The 18,073-nt window shown below is 60.2% G+C and carries 16 protein-coding genes; 3 read left to right on the forward strand and 13 right to left on the reverse strand.

Annotated features, from left to right (window positions below; translation table 11 throughout):
* Positions 1–28 precede the first annotated feature (28 nt).
* Positions 29–292 carry a DUF3820 family protein gene (locus FX982_RS03120; protein WP_172609606.1) on the forward strand — a complete coding sequence of 88 codons (264 nt, stop codon included), beginning with the start codon at positions 29–31 and terminating at the stop codon, positions 290–292.
* 26 nt (positions 293–318) lie between these two features.
* Positions 319–1,524 (forward strand): aminotransferase class V-fold PLP-dependent enzyme, encoded by a 1,206-nt coding sequence (locus tag FX982_RS03125; RefSeq protein ID WP_172609607.1) that lies wholly within the window; start codon positions 319–321, stop codon positions 1,522–1,524.
* Between the two features lie 347 nt (positions 1,525–1,871).
* Here FX982_RS03125 and FX982_RS03130 read toward each other — a convergent pair whose 3' ends face one another.
* The 3 genes from FX982_RS03130 to zwf are packed head-to-tail and all read right to left on the reverse strand — an operon-like array spanning position 1,872 to position 4,739.
* Complete coding sequence (locus tag FX982_RS03130) at positions 1,872–2,546, reverse strand: bifunctional 4-hydroxy-2-oxoglutarate aldolase/2-dehydro-3-deoxy-phosphogluconate aldolase (RefSeq protein WP_122535897.1); 675 nt, start codon at positions 2,544–2,546, stop codon at positions 1,872–1,874.
* A 17-nt stretch (positions 2,547–2,563) separates the two neighbouring features.
* Complete coding sequence (gene pgl, locus FX982_RS03135) at positions 2,564–3,283, reverse strand: 6-phosphogluconolactonase (RefSeq protein WP_172609608.1); 720 nt, start codon at positions 3,281–3,283, stop codon at positions 2,564–2,566.
* Complete coding sequence (gene zwf / locus FX982_RS03140) at positions 3,270–4,739, reverse strand: glucose-6-phosphate dehydrogenase (protein WP_172609609.1); 1,470 nt, start codon at positions 4,737–4,739, stop codon at positions 3,270–3,272. The genes pgl and zwf overlap by 14 nt, the downstream gene beginning before the upstream one ends.
* Before the next feature lie 230 nt (positions 4,740–4,969).
* Between zwf and FX982_RS03145 the strand changes: the two genes are divergently transcribed.
* A complete protein-coding gene (locus tag FX982_RS03145; protein WP_065992054.1) occupies positions 4,970–5,839 on the forward strand; it encodes a MurR/RpiR family transcriptional regulator in 870 nt (289 codons plus the stop codon).
* 38 nt (positions 5,840–5,877) lie between these two features.
* Here the strand turns inward: FX982_RS03145 and FX982_RS03150 are convergent, their stop codons facing one another.
* The 10 genes from FX982_RS03150 to edd form a co-directional block, all read right to left on the reverse strand.
* Complete coding sequence (locus FX982_RS03150; RefSeq protein ID WP_172609610.1) at positions 5,878–6,753, reverse strand: D-hexose-6-phosphate mutarotase; 876 nt, start codon at positions 6,751–6,753, stop codon at positions 5,878–5,880.
* A 168-nt stretch (positions 6,754–6,921) separates the two neighbouring features.
* Positions 6,922–8,277 (reverse strand): carbohydrate porin, encoded by a 1,356-nt coding sequence (locus FX982_RS03155; protein WP_122535893.1) that lies wholly within the window; start codon positions 8,275–8,277, stop codon positions 6,922–6,924.
* Positions 8,278–8,414: 137 nt separating this feature from the next.
* Positions 8,415–9,575, reverse strand: coding sequence for an ABC transporter ATP-binding protein (locus FX982_RS03160; RefSeq protein ID WP_172609611.1), 1,161 nt, complete (start codon positions 9,573–9,575; stop codon positions 8,415–8,417).
* A gap of 2 nt (positions 9,576–9,577) precedes the next feature.
* Complete coding sequence (locus FX982_RS03165; protein ID WP_122622506.1) at positions 9,578–10,423, reverse strand: carbohydrate ABC transporter permease; 846 nt, start codon at positions 10,421–10,423, stop codon at positions 9,578–9,580.
* Positions 10,416–11,324, reverse strand: a complete 909-nt coding sequence (locus FX982_RS03170) for a carbohydrate ABC transporter permease (protein WP_037014845.1) — start codon at positions 11,322–11,324, stop codon at positions 10,416–10,418. Before FX982_RS03170 ends, FX982_RS03165 begins: the two co-directional genes overlap by 8 nt.
* A 114-nt stretch (positions 11,325–11,438) precedes the next feature.
* The gene (locus FX982_RS03175) at positions 11,439–12,725 is read right to left on the reverse strand and encodes an ABC transporter substrate-binding protein (protein WP_122535890.1); all 1,287 of its coding nucleotides are present in this window, start codon (positions 12,723–12,725) and stop codon (positions 11,439–11,441) included.
* Between the two features lie 138 nt (positions 12,726–12,863).
* On the reverse strand, positions 12,864–14,324 hold the full coding sequence (locus tag FX982_RS03180) for an ATP-binding protein (protein WP_122622507.1): 1,461 nt from the start codon (positions 14,322–14,324) through the stop codon (positions 12,864–12,866).
* A gap of 6 nt (positions 14,325–14,330) precedes the next feature.
* Positions 14,331–15,068, reverse strand: coding sequence for a response regulator (locus FX982_RS03185; RefSeq protein WP_122622508.1), 738 nt, complete (start codon positions 15,066–15,068; stop codon positions 14,331–14,333).
* Between the two features lie 125 nt (positions 15,069–15,193).
* Entirely contained in the window at positions 15,194–16,156 is a 963-nt protein-coding gene (locus tag FX982_RS03190; RefSeq protein WP_172609612.1) for a glucokinase, read from the reverse strand.
* Positions 16,153–17,979: a phosphogluconate dehydratase gene (gene edd / locus FX982_RS03195; RefSeq protein WP_172609613.1), complete on the reverse strand. Its 1,827-nt coding sequence runs from the start codon at positions 17,977–17,979 to the stop codon at positions 16,153–16,155. Before edd ends, FX982_RS03190 begins: the two co-directional genes overlap by 4 nt.
* Between the last annotated feature and the right edge of the window lie 94 nt (positions 17,980–18,073).

An 18,073-nucleotide genomic window follows, 5' to 3' on the forward strand; every position in this document is an offset into this window, starting at 1 on the left:
TTCACTCGAACGGATAAGCGGTTTCTGAATGAATCCAGAGAAACTCAAACTGTTAGTCACGCGCGACATGCCGTTCGGCAAGTATCAGGGTCGGTTGCTGGCAGATCTGCCTGGGGACTACCTGAACTGGTTCGCCCGCCAGGGATTTCCAGCCGGCGAACTGGGCAGCCTGCTGGCACTCATGCATGAGATTGATCACAACGGTCTCTCCGCACTGCTGGACCCCCTGCGCACCCGACCTCGCGAGCCTTTGCGTTCAGGTCCCTCAAAAGCCCCGATACGCTTCAACTAAACGTCCATTGATAAAAGCGAGTCGCGATGAACAGCACTGCATACGCAATAACGGATTTGGCGGATGAACAGGCTCGGGACGAGGGGTTCTGGCAGCAGGTCGCGGCGCAGTACGACGTGGAGCCTGGGCCGGTCAATTTCGAATACGGCTATTTTGGCCGCATGACCCGCGCGGCACTCAAGGATTACGAGCAGAACCTCGCCTACGTCAATCGCAGCAACTCGGTCTACGTGCGGCAGAAGTTTGATACCGAAGACAGCGAATTCATTCGCGCGGACCTTGCCGATCTGCTGAACGTACCCGTCCGCGAAGTCGCCCTCACCCGTTCCGCCTCGGAGGCGGTGCAAGCGCTGATTCGCAACTACAACGGCCTCGTGGCAGGCGACCAGGTGCTGGTCAGCGACCTGGATTACAACAGCGTACAGACCGGCATGCGCTGGCTGGCGAAAAACCGAGGCGTGGAAGTGATTGAGGTCACTCATCAGCACCCTGCGAGCCATGATGCGCTGCTGCAAACTTACCGCGACGCCTTTGCCGCACATCCACGGCTCAAGCTGGTGGCGCTGACTTACGTCACCCACCGGACCGGGCTGGTAATGCCGGTGAAGGCCATCGCCGAGCTGGCCAACGCCCACGGCATCGAGGTCATTCTGGATGGCGCCCATGCCTTGGGCCTGCTGGATTTCGAACTGGCTGACCTTGGCGTGTCGTTCGCCGGCTTCAACCTGCAGAAATGGATTGGCGCGCCGCTGAGCCTGGGCTTCATTTATGTGAAGCAGGACCGCCTGAGCGCCATCGATCCCGACATGGCAGACGAGCGCTACGGTGCGGACGACATCCTTGGGCGCGTGCCTTACGGGACGCCGAATATTCCGGCATTGATGACCCTGCCCAAAGTATTCGCCGAGCATCGCGCCATGGGCGGCGCACCGGCCAAAGGCGCACGTTTGGCCTACCTACGAGACCTGTGGGTGACTCAAGCGCGCACCATCGATGGCATCGACGTGTTGACCCCGGACGACCCACGGCTTTATTGCGGAATCACGTCTTTCCGGTTCAGCCGTCACGCGGATCAGGAACTCATGGTCAAGCGACTGCTCGATGAGCACGGCATTTTTGCGGTGACGCGGGAAGGCTCGGCCTGCGGGACGTGTATTCGTATCACACCGGGATTCACCACGTCGGCAAAGGACGTTGACCAGTTGGTGGCAGCACTCCGGGCGCTGGCTTAGGCTCTGCTCCCGAGTGGCTGCGCCGGATCAAAGCCTTCGGTAAGCCCGCAGAAAAAAAGACGGCGCCTCCATGACGAAGGCGCCGTAAATCCATCGAGAAACGAACTACAAAGGAGCGGCAAAGATAAGCGCTCCTGCCACCGCCTGTGCGGTACATATGTATTGCGTATAAAAAGCACAAAAAAAAACGGCGTTCCCGACCAAGGAACACCGTAAAAAAGCCATGCAACGACGACTTCTGCAGCAACGCCCCGACAGGGCGCCATAAACGGATCATGCTCAGCAGTTAAACAGCCTCTACTTGAACGAAAGCTGTCGATAGCCGAGCCCGACCGGCAAATCCTGACTCAGTCGAACAACGCGATGGCTTCGGCAGTGGCGTCGGTAATCCGCTGCCAGTCGCCGTTCTTCACCCACGCGTTATCGATCATCCAGGTGCCGCCAACGCACATCACGTTGGGCAGCGCCATGTAGCTTTTTAAGTTGGCCGCACTGACGCCGCCGGTTGGGCAGAAGCGCACTTCCGGGAAGGGACCGCCCAGTGCCTTGATTGCACCCACACCGCCACTGATTTCCGCCGGAAACAGCTTGAAGCGGCGATAACCCAGCGCGTAACCGATCATGATTTCCGAGGCGCTGCTGATGCCTGGCAGCAGCGGCAATTCGCTTAGTGCCGCGGCTTCCAGCAAATCCTGGGTGCTGCCGGGGGTGACGATGAACTGTGAACCCGCCTCCTCGGCCGCTTTGAGCATATGGCGGTCAAGGATGGTGCCGGCGCCAACGCTCAGCTCAGGGCGCGCATCACGCAGCATGCGAATGGCTTTGAGGCCGAACTCCGAACGCAGGGTGATTTCCAGCGCGTTCAGGCCACCCGCGGCCAGGGCATCGGCCAGCGGCAGGACATCCTGTTCGCGGGCAATGGTAATGACCGGCAGAATCTTCGCTTTCGCGCAGAGTGCGTCGATCTGGGCAATCTTGCTCGCCATGCTATTCAACGGCTGTTTCACTTGGGTATTTTCCATGGCGGCTGATCCTTTGCTTATGGGCACCAGTAGATCTCTAGAGACGGGTTAAGGAACGCGCGCACCGGCATTTCGGCAAGGTCATTACCTGCCAGTGCAGCGCGCAATGTGTCGAGTTTGGCCTGGCCGGAAACGGACAGAATGGTGGTCGCTGCCGATGCCAGTACCGGACGCGTCAGGGTCAGGCGCTGATGCGGAACAGTCGGCGCGAGCATGGGCAGGCAACGACGCTCGCTATTGAGGTCCAGCGCTTCCTTCAGATGCGGACTGTCGGGGAACAGCGACGCGGTGTGGCCGTCGTCGCCCATCCCCAGAATGAGCACGTCGATGTTCGGCAGCGCCTTGAGCGCTTCGTCCGTTGCAGCCGCGGCTTCATCCACTGTCGTGGTCGCACGGTACAGGCTAAAGAACCCCGCCTCGGCCGCCGGGCCCTGAAGCAGGAAACGCTTGAGCAGGCCTTCGTTGCTGTCGGCGTGCTCGGTCGGTACCCAACGCTCGTCGGCCAGGCTCACGCAGACTTTCGACCACTCGAGCGGCTTCTGCGCCAGCGCCTTGAAAAATGCCACCGGACTTTTGCCGCCCGACACCACCAACGTGGCCGTGCCGTGGGGGTTGCTGGAAATCGCAGCCGTCAGTCGCTCGGCCACCTGATCAGCCAGCGCGTTCGCCAGCACTTCGGGGCTACCAAATTCGTGGGCCTTCAGGCCCGCCGGAAATTCAAGTTCACATATCGCCATACCAGGACCTCCCGTCACGCGTAATAAGAGCAATGGAGCTCATCGGCCCCCAGGAACCGGCTGGGTAAGGCTTGGGCGCATCGCCCGCCTTTTTCCAGCCAGCGATCAACTGGTCACACCATTGCCAGGCGTATTCAATTTCGTCTTTGCGGACAAACAAATTCTGATTGCCACGCATGACCTCCAGCAACAACCGCTCGTACGCGTCCGGCACGCGGGCGCTGCGGTAGGCGTCGGAGAAGCTCAGTTGCAAAGGGTTGCTGCGCAGCTGCATGCCTTTGTCCAGGCCCTGATCCTTGGTCATCACTTGCAGCGAGATGCCTTCGTCGGGCTGCAGGCGGATGATCAGGCGGTTGCTGATCTGCAAGCGCTGCTCTGGGGCGAAGATGTAATGCGGCGGCTCTTTGAAGTGGATCACGATCTGCGACAGCTTCTGCGGCATGCGCTTGCCGGTACGCAGGTAGAACGGCACGCCCGACCAGCGCCAGTTACGGATGTCGGCACGAATGGCGACGAACGTCTCCGTGTCGCTCTGGGTATTGGAGTTTTCTTCCTCCAGATAGCCCGGGACCGGCTTGCCCTCGCTGTACCCGGCGATGTACTGACCACGCACCACCTGTGTGGCGAGACGCTCCGGGGTGAACGGCGCCAGTGCCTTGAGCACTTTCACCTTCTCGTCACGGATGCTGTCGGCGGACAGGTCGCTGGGCGGGTCCATCGCGATTAGGCACAGCAGCTGCAGCAGGTGATTCTGGATCATGTCGCGCAGCTGACCGGCTTGGTCGAAATAGCCCCACCGCCCTTCGATGCCGACCTTTTCCGCCACGGTGATTTCCACGTGGGAGATGTGGTTCTGGTTCCACTGCGTCTCGAACAGGCTGTTGGCAAACCGCAGGGCAATGAGGTTCTGCACCGTGTCCTTGCCCAGGTAGTGGTCGATCCGGTAAATGCGGGTTTCAGGCAGGAACTTGGCAACGGCATCGTTCACCCGGCGCGACGACGCGAGGTCGTGGCCGATGGGTTTTTCCAGTACGGCGCGGGTGCGATCTTTCAGGCCGACCAGTGCAAGGTTTTCGCAGATGGCGCCATAGACCGACGCCGGGGTCGCGAAGTAGGCAATCATGGTCGGCGCGTCGCCCACGGCCTCGGCGAGCGCGACGTAATCCTCGCCCTTGAGAAAGTCGACGTGCAGGTAACTCAGGCGGGCCTGAAAACGCTCCACGTGTTCGGTCTCAAGCTGCGCCTCGGGAACAAAGCGACGCAGGCTTTTATCGATGTAGGCCAGGTGCTCCTCAGGAGTGCCGGGCTCACGGGCCAACGCAATAATTCGGGTCTCGGCATGCAGCAGTCCAGCTCGGTCAAGCTGGTACAACGCAGGAAACAGTTTGCGTACCGCCAGGTCACCCAAGGCGCCAAACAACGCAAAAGTGCACGGTTCAACCGTAATCGAGAGCATAATGTTGGTTCTTTTATCAAGTTAAGCTACAAATACCTTTTTTAAAGGCGTTACTCAAGGCCGAATGTAGTAATAACCACAACATTCCCACCAGAACCACATTAGAGTGGTGATCACCACAGGCCCTCAGTACGATAGGCCACCTTTGCGACAGGCTAAAGGCCAAATTCCCACTCTTCAAATAAAGGCCTGTCCACCGGCCCGTCGCCGTTTCATCAGAAGGACAAACAATGGACCGCGTACGCAATCTTCTGGAGCAGATCCAGAGTCGTCTGGAAGAGCTGAACAAGGCCGAGCGCAAGGTCGCCGAGGCGATTCTGAGCAATCCGCAGCAGGCCACCCGCTTCAGCATCGCTGCGCTGGCACAGGCCGCGAAAGTCAGTGAACCGACGGTCAACCGCTTCTGCCGCTCCTTCGATGTCAGCGGCTATCCGGAACTGAAACTGCAGCTGGCCCAGAGTCTGGCCAGCGGCGCCGCCTACGTCAGCCGCGCGGTGGAAGCCGATGACAACCCGGAAGCCTACACCCGCAAGATTTTCGGCAGCGCCATCGCGTCCCTCGACAGCGTGTGCCAGGTGCTTGATCCCAACCTGATCAGCAAAGCGGTCGACCTGCTGATTCAGGCGCGGCAGATTCACTTCTTCGGCCTGGGCGCTTCGGCGCCGGTGGCACTGGATGCGCAGCATAAATTCTTCCGCTTCAATCTCGCTGTCACCGCCCACGCCGACGTGCTGGTGCAGCGCATGCTCGCCTCGGTCGCGCACACCGGCGAGCTGTTTGTGATCATTTCCTACACCGGGCGCACCCGCGAGCTGGTGGAAGTGGCGCGGATCGCCCGGGAGAACGGCGCGTCAGTGCTGGGCCTCACCGCTGCCGACTCGCCGCTGGCAAAGGCCAGCACGCTGAGCCTGAACATCCCGCTGCCCGAAGACACCGACATCTATATGCCCATGACGTCGAGGATCGTCCAGCTGACGGTGCTGGATGTGCTGGCGACCGGCATGACCCTGCGTCGGGGCGTCGACTTCCAGCCGCACCTGCGCAAGATCAAGGAAAGCCTGAACGCGAGCCGGTATCCCGCGGACGATGAGTTGAATTGAGGGAACGCCTCATTGGGAGGCGATCCCCGCCTCCACACTCAGTGAACCAGAGTGGCCTGCAGGCTCAAACTGGCGTGCTGCCCGGGCGCCAGGCTCAGGCAATCCTCAACACCTGACGCCGCCTCGACACGCAAGAAGCCCATGGCTTCATCGCCACCCACACCGAGCAAGGGTCGGCTGCCAGGATGCCAGACCACCGTGCTGTCGCTGTCTCCGGTGTCGATGCACAGACGCCGCTGCCAGGTGTCATCCTGTAGCTCAAGCAGTCCGGCATGCTCGAATACCCGCTGACAACCACCCTGGACCCGTAGCTCGCCCCGCTGCTCGCAGGCGCTGCGGCTGAGTTCATCGTAGCCGTGAGCACCGTCGAGCCCTTGGAGTGCAACATCTGCCACGTCGCTGATGCGCCAATAGGCGTGCAAGCCATGGCCGAAGTGGCAAGGCTCGCTGTCGTCGTGAAGCGTTTCAAGGCGCAGGTCCATCGCCTGCCCCAGGTCAGCGAACAGATCGGCCTGCCAGTCCCACAACCTGAGCTGCCAGCGCAACGTCACTCCCAGCTCGTGCTCATGGCTTTCAACCAGTTTCCAGTCGAGCAGCCGGCCCCAGCCATTCGCCGGCCAGCCACTCTCCCCCGGATGACGCCCGACCCAGGGCCAACTGACCGGCACGCCGCCGCGGATCGCACCGACCAGAGGCCAATGGGCAGCACACCACAACCACGGCTTCTGCCCGGCAGGTTCGAAATGCAGGAGTTGAGCGCCCTGCCGACTGAAGACGGCCTGGCACTGGGCATGATTGATCACCAGCACATCGCGCTGTTGGTAGCGTTCCCACTGAAAAGTCGGTTGCGGTCGCACCGAAGTGAAAAAACGCTGAAGAGGATGCTCGGTTGAGCCGGAATCCCTGAAGGGCATCGTTGTAGCACTCCAGATTGCGGTCACTCGTCACGCGAGAAAAAATGCTCCGAACACGGAGCCATTGCTGCGGAATAAATAGATGAAAAAAAACGGGCAGCCAGGCTGCCCGTAAAGCACACACGACCCTTGATCGTTTGTGGAGCGCGGAGGAGCGTCCGCTTTAACTTAGAACTTCGATTGAATCTTGATACCGGCAACCAGTGCGTTCTGAACGTCGTCCACACCGCCCGGGCTCTTCACGTACTGCAGGTTGGGACGCACGGTCAGCCAGTCGGTTACGTGCACGCCGTAGTAGATTTCCGAGTTGTATTCGGTCTTCTGGATCGGCAGGTAGCCTGGGTTGTCGTAGTCTTCGATACCGTTGACGGCGTTAACCAGACGACGGTTGTCCTGGGCATCATCGTTCACGTGGATACGTGCGACGCCGATACCGATGTCATCCTTCGGACGTGCATCGAACGGGCCTTTGTAGACGAAGCCGACCTGCTGGTAGTTGTCGACGAAGTTGGTGGCTTTGTCATGCACCGTCGCGTTGGCAAAAATGCTCAGACCACGGGATGCGTCGCCGTTGTGCGCGGTCAGCTGTTGCTGAGCCACGACCCACCAGCCGTGCTTGTCTTTGTGAGACTTGAAGTCACCGCCGGCAGTCGCCTGCGGCTGGCCGTTTTCGTTCTCGTAGAGATCGTCGGCGCTCGGATTGCTCACGTAGTAGCCCAGACGGTATTCGCCTGGCAGCGAGTTGACGCTTGGCGACCACACCACTTCAACCGGTACGACGGTGCCTTTCGAGCCGCTGCCGCTGAGCTTGAAGCTGTTGCCGGTTTCGAGGTACGAAGGGTTCTGCTCGTAGACACCGATCTGGGCGAACAACTCAGGCGTGATGTTGTACTTCACGCGTGCAGCCCACTGGCTGACCGGCCAGTTGTACCAGGTGTTTACGTAGTTACCGACTTGCGAGCCGCAGAACGACAGGTTCTGGAAGTCGCAAGGGAAGCTGTTGAAGTCTTCGCCTTCGCCGAAACGGCCGACCTTGATGTCCAGCTTGCCGTCGAAGTACTTCTGCTTGACCCACATCTGGGTCAGACGCCAGGTCTGGCCACGGCCCCAGACTTCCTGGGAGGAACTGAGCGTGCCGGCACGCGGATCGCCGATACGGTCGTTGGAAATGTTGTTGCCACTACGCTCGGTGATCGCGAGCTTGAACTCTGCGTCGTGCCAGCCGAGGATTTTTTGCAGGTCCATCTGTACGCCAAACGCAAACTGGTCGCTGTAGCGGCCGGTTCTGTCGTCGTTGTAACCACCGTTGAGGTTGGAGGCGGCTTCGCCTACATACTCGATCGGGAAGTCGTAACCCTTGTCATACAGCTCTTGACGCAGACCACCCCAGTCACCGGTCATGTGCTCGCTGGCTTTGAAAGGCTCCATTGCAGACGCCGTTCCGGAAATCGTCAACGCGCTCAGGACAGACAACCCACCGATCAGCTGAAACTGGTTAAGCGACTTGTTACGTACCTTTTTCATCCCTTGGATCCTCGTTTTATTGTTATTAGCTTTTGAACAGCGTTGTAACCACGTACATCGTGTGCATGACGGGTTTTGTACGGCAGACATCCACCCGTCACAGGTGCTCGTTTGTGCAGTGCTCCTGCACGTCGGGATCAGTTGCGGTTGAGCCGCGTGACATTCCCCATGTTCTCCACCGACTGACTCGGTGCCAATACGCCAAGGCGCTCGCCGTTTTTTGCGTCGAACAGCAGAACCTTCGCCGGATCGAACTGCAGCGTCAAGGTCTCGCCCACAGCAGGTGCAATATCCGGTGCCAGACGGCAGCAGACCTTGCTCTCGTTGAGGGTAACGAATACCAGCGTATCCGGGCCAGTCGGCTCGGTCACCTGGACTTCGGCGCGAATGGTCGGCAGACCTGCAGCATCACCGGACGCTAGCACAATCTGCTCGGGACGCAGGCCCAGAATCACCTCACGGTCTTCAAGGCCGGCGTCGTTCATGCTCATCGGCAGTTCGCAACGGGCCTGACCGCTGTCGAGCAGTGCGAAGAGGCGACCGTCCTTGCGTTGCAGACGCAGCGGGATGAAATTCATGGGCGGCGAGCCGATGAAGCTGGCCACGAACAGGTTCGCCGGATCGTTGTAGATCTGCTTCGGCGTGCCGAACTGCTGAATGATGCCGTCCTTCATGACCGCCACCTTGTCGCCCAGGGTCATGGCTTCGATCTGGTCGTGGGTCACGTAGACCGTGGTGGTCTTCAGGCGCTGGTGCATCAGTTTCATTTCGGTCCGCATCTCGACGCGCAGCTTGGCATCGAGGTTGGAAAGCGGCTCGTCGAACAGGTAGATCTTCGGACGACGAGCCAGTGCCCGGCCCATGGCGACACGCTGTTGCTGACCACCGGACAATTGCCCCGGCTTGCGGTTGAGCAGGTGCTCGATCTGCAGCAGCTTGGCGACCCGCGCCACTTCGGCGTCGATATCAGCCTGGTTCATCTTGCGAATCTTCAGCCCGAACTCGATGTTCTCGCGCACGCTCATGGTCGGGTACAGCGCGTAGGACTGGAACACCATTGCGATGTCACGATCCTTCGGGCTCATGCCGCTGACGTCCTGATCACCGATCATGATCGCGCCGCCGGTAATGTTTTCCAGGCCAGCGATGCAGTTCATCAGGGTCGACTTACCGCAGCCCGAAGGACCGACCAGAATCAGGAACTCGCCTTCTTTGATGGAGAGTTCGATGTTCTTCAGGGTGTCCGGCAGACCGGCCCCGTAAGTCTTGTTTACATTGCGTAGTTCAAGCGTTGCCATGATTACCCCTTGACTGCGCCGGCCGTCAGCCCGCGCACGAAATACTTGCCTGCGACCACGTAGACCAGCAGGGTCGGCAGCCCGGCGATCATCGCCGCCGCCATATCAACGTTGTATTCCTTGACGCCGGTGCTGGTGTTGACCAGGTTGTTCAGCGCGACCGTGATCGGCTGCGAATCACCACTGGAGAACACCACGCCGAACAGGAAGTCGTTCCAGATCTGGGTGAACTGCCAGATCAGGCAGACCATGATGATCGGCGTCGACATCGGCAGAATGATCCGACGGAAGATGGTGAAGAAACCTGCACCGTCCAGCCGCGCCGCTTTCACCAGTGCATCCGGAATACTGACGTAGTAGTTGCGGAAGAACAGCGTGGTGAACGCCAGACCGTAAACGACGTGGACGAACACGAGACCCGTTGTGGTGCTGGCCAGGCCCATTTTGCCGAGGGTGAAAGACGCCGGCAGCAGCACGGTCTGGAACGGCAGGAAGCAACCGAACAGCAGCAGACCAAAGAACAACTGCGAACCGCGGAAGCGCCACATCGACAGTACGTAGCCGTTCAGCGCACCAATGGTGGTAGAGATCAGCACCGCGGGAACGGTGATCAGGAACGAGTTCCAGAAGTAGCCCTTCACCGTCGCCCAGGCTTTGATCCAGCCGATGGCGGTCACTTCGGTCGGCCAGCTGAGCAGGTTGCCGCTGCCGATGTCTTCCGGCGATTTGAAGCTGGTCAGCAGCATGACCACCAACGGCACCAAATAAATGAACACCGCAACGATCAGCACCGCATAGATGGCGACGCGGCTCAGGCTGAGGGCAGGCTTGTTGACGAGACTAGTCATTGCGCTTGGCCCTCAGCTCGGAATACAGATAAGGGACAAGGATGGCGAGAATTGCGCCGAGCATCAAAATCGCACTGGCGGAACCCATGCCCATCTGGCCACGGCTGAAGGTGAACGAGTACATGAACATCGCGGGCAAGTCCGACGAATAGCCCGGGCCACCCGCCGTCATGGCAGCGACCAGGTCGAAACTCTTGATGGCGATGTGCGCCAGGATCATGACCGCACTGAAGAACACCGGACGCAGGCTTGGCAGCACGACCTTCCAGTAGATTTTCGGCATGCTCGCGCCGTCGATCTGCGCAGCACGGATGATCGACTGATCGACACCGCGAAGGCCGGCCAGAAACATCGCCATGATGAAGCCTGACGCCTGCCATACCGCAGCGATCACCAGGCAGTAGACAACGCGGTCCGGATCGATCAGCCAGTCCAGGCGGAAGCCTTCCCAGCCCCAGTCACGCAGCAGTTTGTCCAGGCCCATGCCTGGGTTGAGCAGCCATTTCCAGGCCGTACCGGTGACGATCATCGAGAGCGCCATCGGGTACAGGTAGATGGTGCGGATGAAACCTTCGCGGCGGATGCGCTGATCCAGAAAGACTGCCAGCAGCACGCCAACCACCATGCTGATGCCGATGAACATGCCACCGAACACCGCGAGGTTTTTGCTGGCTACCCACCACCGGTCGTTGTCGAACAACCGCGCGTATTGCGCCAGACCCACAAACTTGTAAGTTGGCAAGAAAGTCGAGTTAGTGAACGACAGAACGAACGTCCACAGGATATAGCCGTAGAAGCCCACCAATACGATGAACATGCTGGGCGCCAGCACCAGTTTGGGTAGCCAGCGCTGCAGTGCATCGAACGGCGAGGCTTTGCTGAACACAGCAACAGAACTCATGGTGAAAATCCAATAAGAAGTGAAAGCGGCCGCAAGTCGCAAGCCTCAAGCTGCAAGTCAGAAGCCAATCATCGATCAGCTTGAGACTTGCAGCTTGCCGCTAGTCGCTGGCCTTTATTTGGCAGACTTGATCGCAGCGCCCAGCTTCTTCGCCGCATCGGCCGGATCGGCTTTCGGGTCGTTGATGAAGTTGGTCACGACATCAAAGAACGCGCCTTGCACGGCCAGTGTGGTGGCCATGTTGTGCGCCATGCTTGGTTGCAGGCCGCCGGTTTTGGCGTCAGCCAGGAAATCCTTGGCTGCGGTCTGGGCGCACGAGTCGAAACCGTACTTGCCCATGTCAGCCAGCATGTCGTTGCGAACCGGGATCGAGCCTTTGTTGATGCTGAAGACTTTCTGGAAGTTTTCACCCAACACGACCTTGGCGATGTCCTGCTGACCCGCAGCAGTACCCGCATCCTTCTGCTTGAAAACAGCCAGGGAGTCAATGTTGTAGGTGAACGCCTTGTCGGTGCCCGGGAACGCTACGCACTCGTAGTCCTTGCCGGCGACTTTCTTGGCGGCGGTCCATTCGCTCTTGGCCCAGTCACCCATGATCTGCATGCCGGCCTTGCCGTTGATGACTTTGGCCGCTTCCAGGTTCCAGTCCTGGCCTTTGCCGTCGGCATCCATGTAGGTAGCGACTTTCTTCAGCTCGGTCAGCGACTTGACCATTTCAGGGCCGGTTAGCGCAGCGTTGTCGAGGTCGACCAGTGCCTTCTTGTAACCGTCAGCGCCCATGACAGAGAGAACGACGGCTTCAAAAACGGTGCTGTCCTGCCAAGGTTGGCCACCGTGGGCCAGAGGGATGAAGCCTGCCGCTTTGAGCTTGTCGCCCGCTGCGTAGAATTCTTCGAGGGTGGTAGGAGCTTTTTCGATACCGGCTTTCTTGAAGACTTCCGGGTTGATCCACAGCCAGTTGACGCGGTGGATGTTCACCGGCACGGCCACGTAATCACCGTCGTACTTCACGGTATCGGAGACTTTCTTGTCCAGCAGGCTGTCCCACTTCTCCTCTTTGGAGACGTTTTTCAGCACGTCGGTATCAAGCAGGCCGGTGGAAGCCCATTCCTGAATGTCCGGGCCTTTGATTTGGGCAACGCCAGGCGGGTTGCCAGCAACGGCGCGGCTCTTTAGCACGGTCATTGCAGTTGCACCGCCGCCGCCTGCGACAGCGCCGTCTTTCCAGGTGAAACCGTCTTTTTCAACTTGCGCGCGGAGCACATCGACAGCGGCTTTTTCGCCACCGGACGTCCACCAGTGCACAACTTCGACGGTGCCTTTGGCATCAGCCGCCATGGCGCTCAGAGGGAACAACGAGGCGAGGGAAATAAGTGCAGCGAGACGGGAAATCGAATTCATATCTGACCTTTCTTGTTGTTATGCATGAGCAAGTCGTGGCGCTTGCGCTGCGTGGATTCTAACCAAGGGGTTAGAGAGGACGGTAACGAAGGGATGCGCGAATGTCACAGAGCTGTGACATTCAGAAAAGCGGCCGGATTACTCCACGCCGCGCGGCAGATACAGCGTGACCCGCAACCCGCCTTCGCGCATGTTCTGCAACGTCACTTCGCCGCCATGGCTATGGGCAATGTTGCGCGCAATTCCGAGACCCAGCCCGTAGCCCTGCTGGTGTTTGCCGGCCAGCCGGAAGTGCGGCTCGAAGACCTGCTCAAGCCGCTGTTCCGGCACGCCCGGGCCTTCGTCTTCGACGTGCAGAATGAACGCGTCGGCGTCGTCTTCGACGAACAGGTGCGCGCGGTCGCCGTACTTGATCGCGTTATCGATCAGGTTGCCCATGCAGCGACGCAGCGCCAGAGGCTTGCCGTAGTACATCGACATCGCCTTGCCCTGCAACGTGACACGGCCCGCGCCATCGGGGGCGAGATAGGGTTCGATCAGGCAATCCAGCGCGTGATTGAGGTCGACCGGCTCGATGTTCTCGTGAATGTCGGTGTCCTTCACGCACTGCAATGCGCCTTTGACCAGCAGCTCCAACTCATCCAGATCGCGGGTGAATTTGGCCTGCATCTGTTCGTCTTCGAGCAGCTCAACGCGTAGCCGCAAGCGAGTGATCGGCGTGCGCAAGTCATGAGAAATCGCGCTGAACAGCTGACCGCGTTCGGTCAGGTAACGGCTGATGCGATCGCGCATGGTGTTGAACGCCCGGGTCACTTCCACCACTTCACTGCCGCCGCCCTCCACCACCGGCTCGACGTCGGCACCCAGCGACAGATCCCGCGCAGCATGAGCCAGACGCTTGAGCGGGCCGCTCTGCCAGTGCACCAGCAGGCCGATGAAGACCAGCAGAAAGAGACTGGTCAGGGCAATGAACCAGACCTGCTGAGAAGGCAGACCTTCGGCTTCGAGCATGGTGTAGGGCTCAGGCAGCAGCGAGGCGATGTACAGCCATTCGCCAGGCGACAGCTCGATCTGCGTCACCAGCACGGGCGGATTCACCGGTTCGAGGGTTAGCGCGTAATGAGCCCACGAGCGTGGCAGCTCATCGAGCCTGAGGCCGCTGTTGAAAATGCGCAGGTCTTCGGGACGCACAAAACGCACGAGGATGTCCGGGTCGGCGCCGAGGTTCTGCCGCAACACCTGACCGACCACATCGATGACAGCCGTCTTGCGGACGGTGGGCTCAAGCACTTGCATTTCCAGCGGACGGTCATTAAGTGAAACGAAGAAACGCGTGCCGCCCATGCTGCGCAGTTGATCGAGTACCAGCGGTCGAAACGCAACAGGCAGCGAGCGGAAGTAACTCACGCTTGCCGCCATGGAAAAACCCAGGCTGCGGGCACTGGTGACCAGGCCTTCCATTTGCGTCGCGCGCAATTGCGAGAGCCAGATCAGGCTGGACAGGGTTTGCGCCAGCAGCACGGCGAGCAAGGTCAGCAGCAACATGCGCCCGAGCAGCGAGCGCGGCACCGGCAAGCGACGTTTCCTGTCCGCCACCATCAAGGGCTAGTAGCCGTTGCCGGCTTGCGGCAGCACATTGGCTGCCAGCAGATAACCGCTGCCTCGCACGGTGCGGATCAATCGCGGCGCCTTGCCGGTGTCGCGCAAACGCTGACGCAGGCGGCTCACCGCCATGTCGACGATGCGCTCCAGCGGCATCAGCTCACGGCCACGGGTGGCGTTGCCGATGGTGTCGCGATCGAGAATCTGTTGGGGGTTGTCGAGGAACAGCTTGAGCAGCGCGAAATCGGCGCCGGACAAAATCACCTCCTCGCCGTCGTTGTGGAACAGCCGATGACTGACCATGTCCAGCCGCCATTCATCGAACACCAGCACTTCACCGCCGCTGCGTTCCTGGCCGAACTGGGCACGGCGCAACAGGGCTTTGATCCGGGCCTGAAGCTCACGGGGGCTGAAGGGCTTGGCCATGTAGTCATCGGCGCCGAGCTCCAGACCAATTACGCGATCAGCCTCGTCGGAGCTGGCGGTGAGCATGATGATGGGAATATGCGGCTGACGCGGATGCTGCCTGACCCAGCGACACAGGCTGAAGCCGTCTTCATCGGGGAGCATGACGTCGAGAATCAGCAGGTCACTGGCCTCTTCGTTGAACGCCTGACGAAACTCCGCCCCATCGCCGACCGTGCGCACCTGAAAACCGGATCGGCTCAGGTAGGCTTGCAGCAACTCGCAAATCTCCTCGTCATCGTCGACCACCAGAATCGATTTACTGACAGCGTTCACATGGTCGTCCTTGTGAGCAATGGTGGGTAAGGCAGCTTCAAGCTTCAAGCTCAAAGCTCAAAGCTCAAAGCGGCCAGCGAGACGTGCGCGGTCTTTGCTTGCCGCTTGCCGCTCATAACTTGCCGCTAGCGACTCGTCGCATATTGATCCAGCGCCACGCCCGCGCCCATCAAGCCAGGATATTCGGCAGTAACCAGCCAGACCGGCACGTCATTGAAGTAATCCTTCATCAAGCCCTTCTCGGCGAACGCCTTGTTGAAGCCGCTCTGCATGAAGAAATCGACGAAGCGCGGGATTACGCCCCCGGCAATATACACGCCGCCGCGTCCGCCGACAGTCAGTACGTTATTGCCCGCCACGCGACCGAGGAACACGCAGAACTGCTCAAGCACCGCGCTGGCGACCGGATCGCCCTTGAGCGCCGCCGAGGTGATGGCCGCAGGGGATTTGAGTTCCGGCTCGATCTCGTCCAGCCCGCAGCTGACTTGATACAGCAGCAACAGCCCGGCGCCACTCAGAATGGTCTCGGCGCTGACGTGCTCATGGGTCGCCATCAACCGCATCCACAGCAGGGCTTCGCGAGGGGTACCGATCGGCAGATCAACGTGACCGCCCTCGCCCGGCACCGCAGTCCAACGCGCTTCGCCGCTGCGGATCAACGTGCCGACGCCAAGGCCGGTGCCTGGCCCGATCACCACCCGCGCGCCGCGAGGATCGCCCTTGCCATGGCGCACGGTCAGGTACTCGTCGTCCTTCAGGCGGGTCATGCCTAGGGCCATGGCAGTGAAGTCGTTGACCAGGATCAGGTGGTCGATCTTCAGCTCGGCGCAGAATGCCTGCCTATTGATCTTCCAGTGGCTGTTGGTGAAGTGAAAATCATCGCCGGTCACCGGCCCGGCCACGGCCAGGCAGATGGAGGTGACATCACCGCGCTGCAATTCCAGGTCCTGCAAATAGACCGTCAGGGCCTTTTCAGGACTGGCGTAATCGACCGTCGCGAACACGCGGATCGAATGCAACTGCTCGTCTTCCCAAATGGCAAACCGCGCATTTGTGCCGCCGATATCACCCACCATCGCCAATGTCACTTGAGCGTCTCCAGATTCGAAGTAAAGGCGCTGGCGCCCTTCTCTGCCGAGCTGAAGGCCATGCGCATGAAGCCGAACAGTTCGCGGCCGCTGCCCACGTTATGGGACAAGCGACCGATCGCCGGCTCTCTGGCGGCCAATTCTGCCGGTTCGACCAGAACTTGCAACGTTCCTTTCACGCCATCGACACGAATGAGATCCCCATCACGCAGTAACGCCAGCGGTCCGCCGTCGGAGGCTTCCGGGCAAACGTGAATAGCCGCCGGGATTTTCCCGGAGGCGCCGGACATGCGTCCGTCTGTAATGAGCGCCACTTTGAAGCCACGGTCCTGCAGCACGCCCAGAAACGGCGTCATCTTGTGCAGTTCCGGCATGCCGTTGGAGCGCGGCCCCTGGAAGCGCATGACCGCGACAAAATCGCATTCCAGCTCACCGGCCTTGAAGGCGTCGGCAAGGTCCTGCTGGTCTTCGAACACTTTGGCGGGGGCTTCGACGATCTGATGCTCCAGCGCAACGGCGGAGACTTTCATCACGCCACGGCCCAGGTTGCCTTCCATCACCCGCAGGCCGCCTTCGGCCGAAAACGGACGCGCGATGGGGCGCAGGACGTTTTCGTCGAGGCTTTCGGTTGGGCCATCGCGCCACACCAGTGTGCCTTCTTCCAGGAACGGCTCTTGGGTGTAGCGACGCAGACCACGGCCCATCACCGTGTTGACGTCTTCATGCATCAGGCCCGCGTCGAGCAGTTCACGAATCAGGAACGACATGCCGCCGGCGGCCTGGAAGTGGTTGATGTCGGCCTTGCCGTTCGGGTAGACGTGGGACAGGGTCGGCACGACTTCCGACAGGTCGGCCATGTCCTGCCAGGTCAGCTGAATGCCAGCGCACTGGGCAATGGCCGGCATGTGCAGCGTGTGGTTGGTGGAACCGCCCGTCGCGTGCAGGGCAACAATCGAGTTGACCAGCGAACGTTCGTCCACAATCTCTCCGAGAGGGATGAAGTCGCCGCTTTGTTTGGTCAGACGCGTGACCTGGAACGCCGCCTCGCGTGTCAGGGCATCGCGCAGCGGTGTGTAAGGATTGACGAAAGAGGCACCCGGAAGATGCAGACCCATGACTTCCATGAGCAACTGGTTGGTGTTCGCCGTGCCGTAGAACGTGCAGGTCCCCGGGCCGTGATAGGACTTCATCTCCGAGTCCAGCAGCTCTTCGCGGGTCGCCTTGCCTTCGGCGTAGCGCTGACGCACGTCGGCCTTCTCTTTGTTGGAGATGCCCGAGACCATCGGCCCGCCCGGTACAAAAATCGTCGGCAGATGACCGAAACGCAGCGAGCCCATCAGCAGGCCCGGAACAATCTTGTCGCAGATGCCCAGCATCAGCGCGCCGTCGAACATGTTGTGGGACAACGCCACCGCCGTTGCCATCGCAATGACTTCTCGGCTGGCGATACTCAATTCCATGCCCGGCTCACCCTGGGTGACGCCGTCGCACATGGCGGGAACGCCACCGGCAAACTGCCCCACCGAGCCGATTTCACGCAGCGCTTTTTTGATCTGTTCGGGGAAGTGTTCGTACGGCTGGTGGGCCGAGAGCATGTCGTTGTAGGAAGAGACGATGGCGATGTTGGCCGCATTCATCATGCGCAGGCTGTTCTTGTCTTCGGGACCACATGCCGCGACGCCGTGGGCGAAGTTGGCACATTGCAGCTTGCCGCGCATCGGCCCGTCGCTCGCCGCACCCCGGATCAATTGCAGGTAGCGTTGACGGGTTTCACGGCTGCGAGCAATCAGCCGTTCGGTTACCTCAAGGACGCGGGGATGCATGTCATGGACTCCAGGCTAGCGATGTGGTCACTCGTTCAGGCGCTTTCACCAGGCTGCGATCATTCCGGGCTCAGACGAGAGCGGCGGCAAGCGC

It is taken from the genome of Pseudomonas graminis (assembly GCF_013201545.1).
Classification (GTDB): Bacteria; Pseudomonadota; Gammaproteobacteria; order Pseudomonadales; family Pseudomonadaceae; genus Aquipseudomonas.

Excerpts from the sequence above, each read along its gene's own strand:
- FX982_RS03120 (WP_172609606.1), top strand. The coding sequence starts at position 29 with ATGAATCCAGAGAAACTCAAACTGTTAGTCACGCGCGACATGCCGTTC.
- FX982_RS03125 (WP_172609607.1), top strand. The coding sequence starts at position 319 with ATGAACAGCACTGCATACGCAATAACGGATTTGGCGGATGAACAGGCT.
- FX982_RS03130 (WP_122535897.1), bottom strand. The coding sequence starts at position 2,546 with ATGGAAAATACCCAAGTGAAACAGCCGTTGAATAGCATGGCGAGCAAG.
- pgl (WP_172609608.1), bottom strand. The coding sequence starts at position 3,283 with ATGGCGATATGTGAACTTGAATTTCCGGCGGGCCTGAAGGCCCACGAA.
- zwf (WP_172609609.1), bottom strand. The coding sequence starts at position 4,739 with ATGCTCTCGATTACGGTTGAACCGTGCACTTTTGCGTTGTTTGGCGCC.
- FX982_RS03145 (WP_065992054.1), top strand. The coding sequence starts at position 4,970 with ATGGACCGCGTACGCAATCTTCTGGAGCAGATCCAGAGTCGTCTGGAA.
- FX982_RS03150 (WP_172609610.1), bottom strand. The coding sequence starts at position 6,753 with ATGCCCTTCAGGGATTCCGGCTCAACCGAGCATCCTCTTCAGCGTTTT.
- FX982_RS03155 (WP_122535893.1), bottom strand. The coding sequence starts at position 8,277 with ATGAAAAAGGTACGTAACAAGTCGCTTAACCAGTTTCAGCTGATCGGT.
- FX982_RS03160 (WP_172609611.1), bottom strand. The coding sequence starts at position 9,575 with ATGGCAACGCTTGAACTACGCAATGTAAACAAGACTTACGGGGCCGGT.
- FX982_RS03165 (WP_122622506.1), bottom strand. The coding sequence starts at position 10,423 with ATGACTAGTCTCGTCAACAAGCCTGCCCTCAGCCTGAGCCGCGTCGCC.
- FX982_RS03170 (WP_037014845.1), bottom strand. The coding sequence starts at position 11,324 with ATGAGTTCTGTTGCTGTGTTCAGCAAAGCCTCGCCGTTCGATGCACTG.
- FX982_RS03175 (WP_122535890.1), bottom strand. The coding sequence starts at position 12,725 with ATGAATTCGATTTCCCGTCTCGCTGCACTTATTTCCCTCGCCTCGTTG.
- FX982_RS03180 (WP_122622507.1), bottom strand. The coding sequence starts at position 14,324 with ATGGTGGCGGACAGGAAACGTCGCTTGCCGGTGCCGCGCTCGCTGCTC.
- edd (WP_172609613.1), bottom strand. The coding sequence starts at position 17,979 with ATGCATCCCCGCGTCCTTGAGGTAACCGAACGGCTGATTGCTCGCAGC.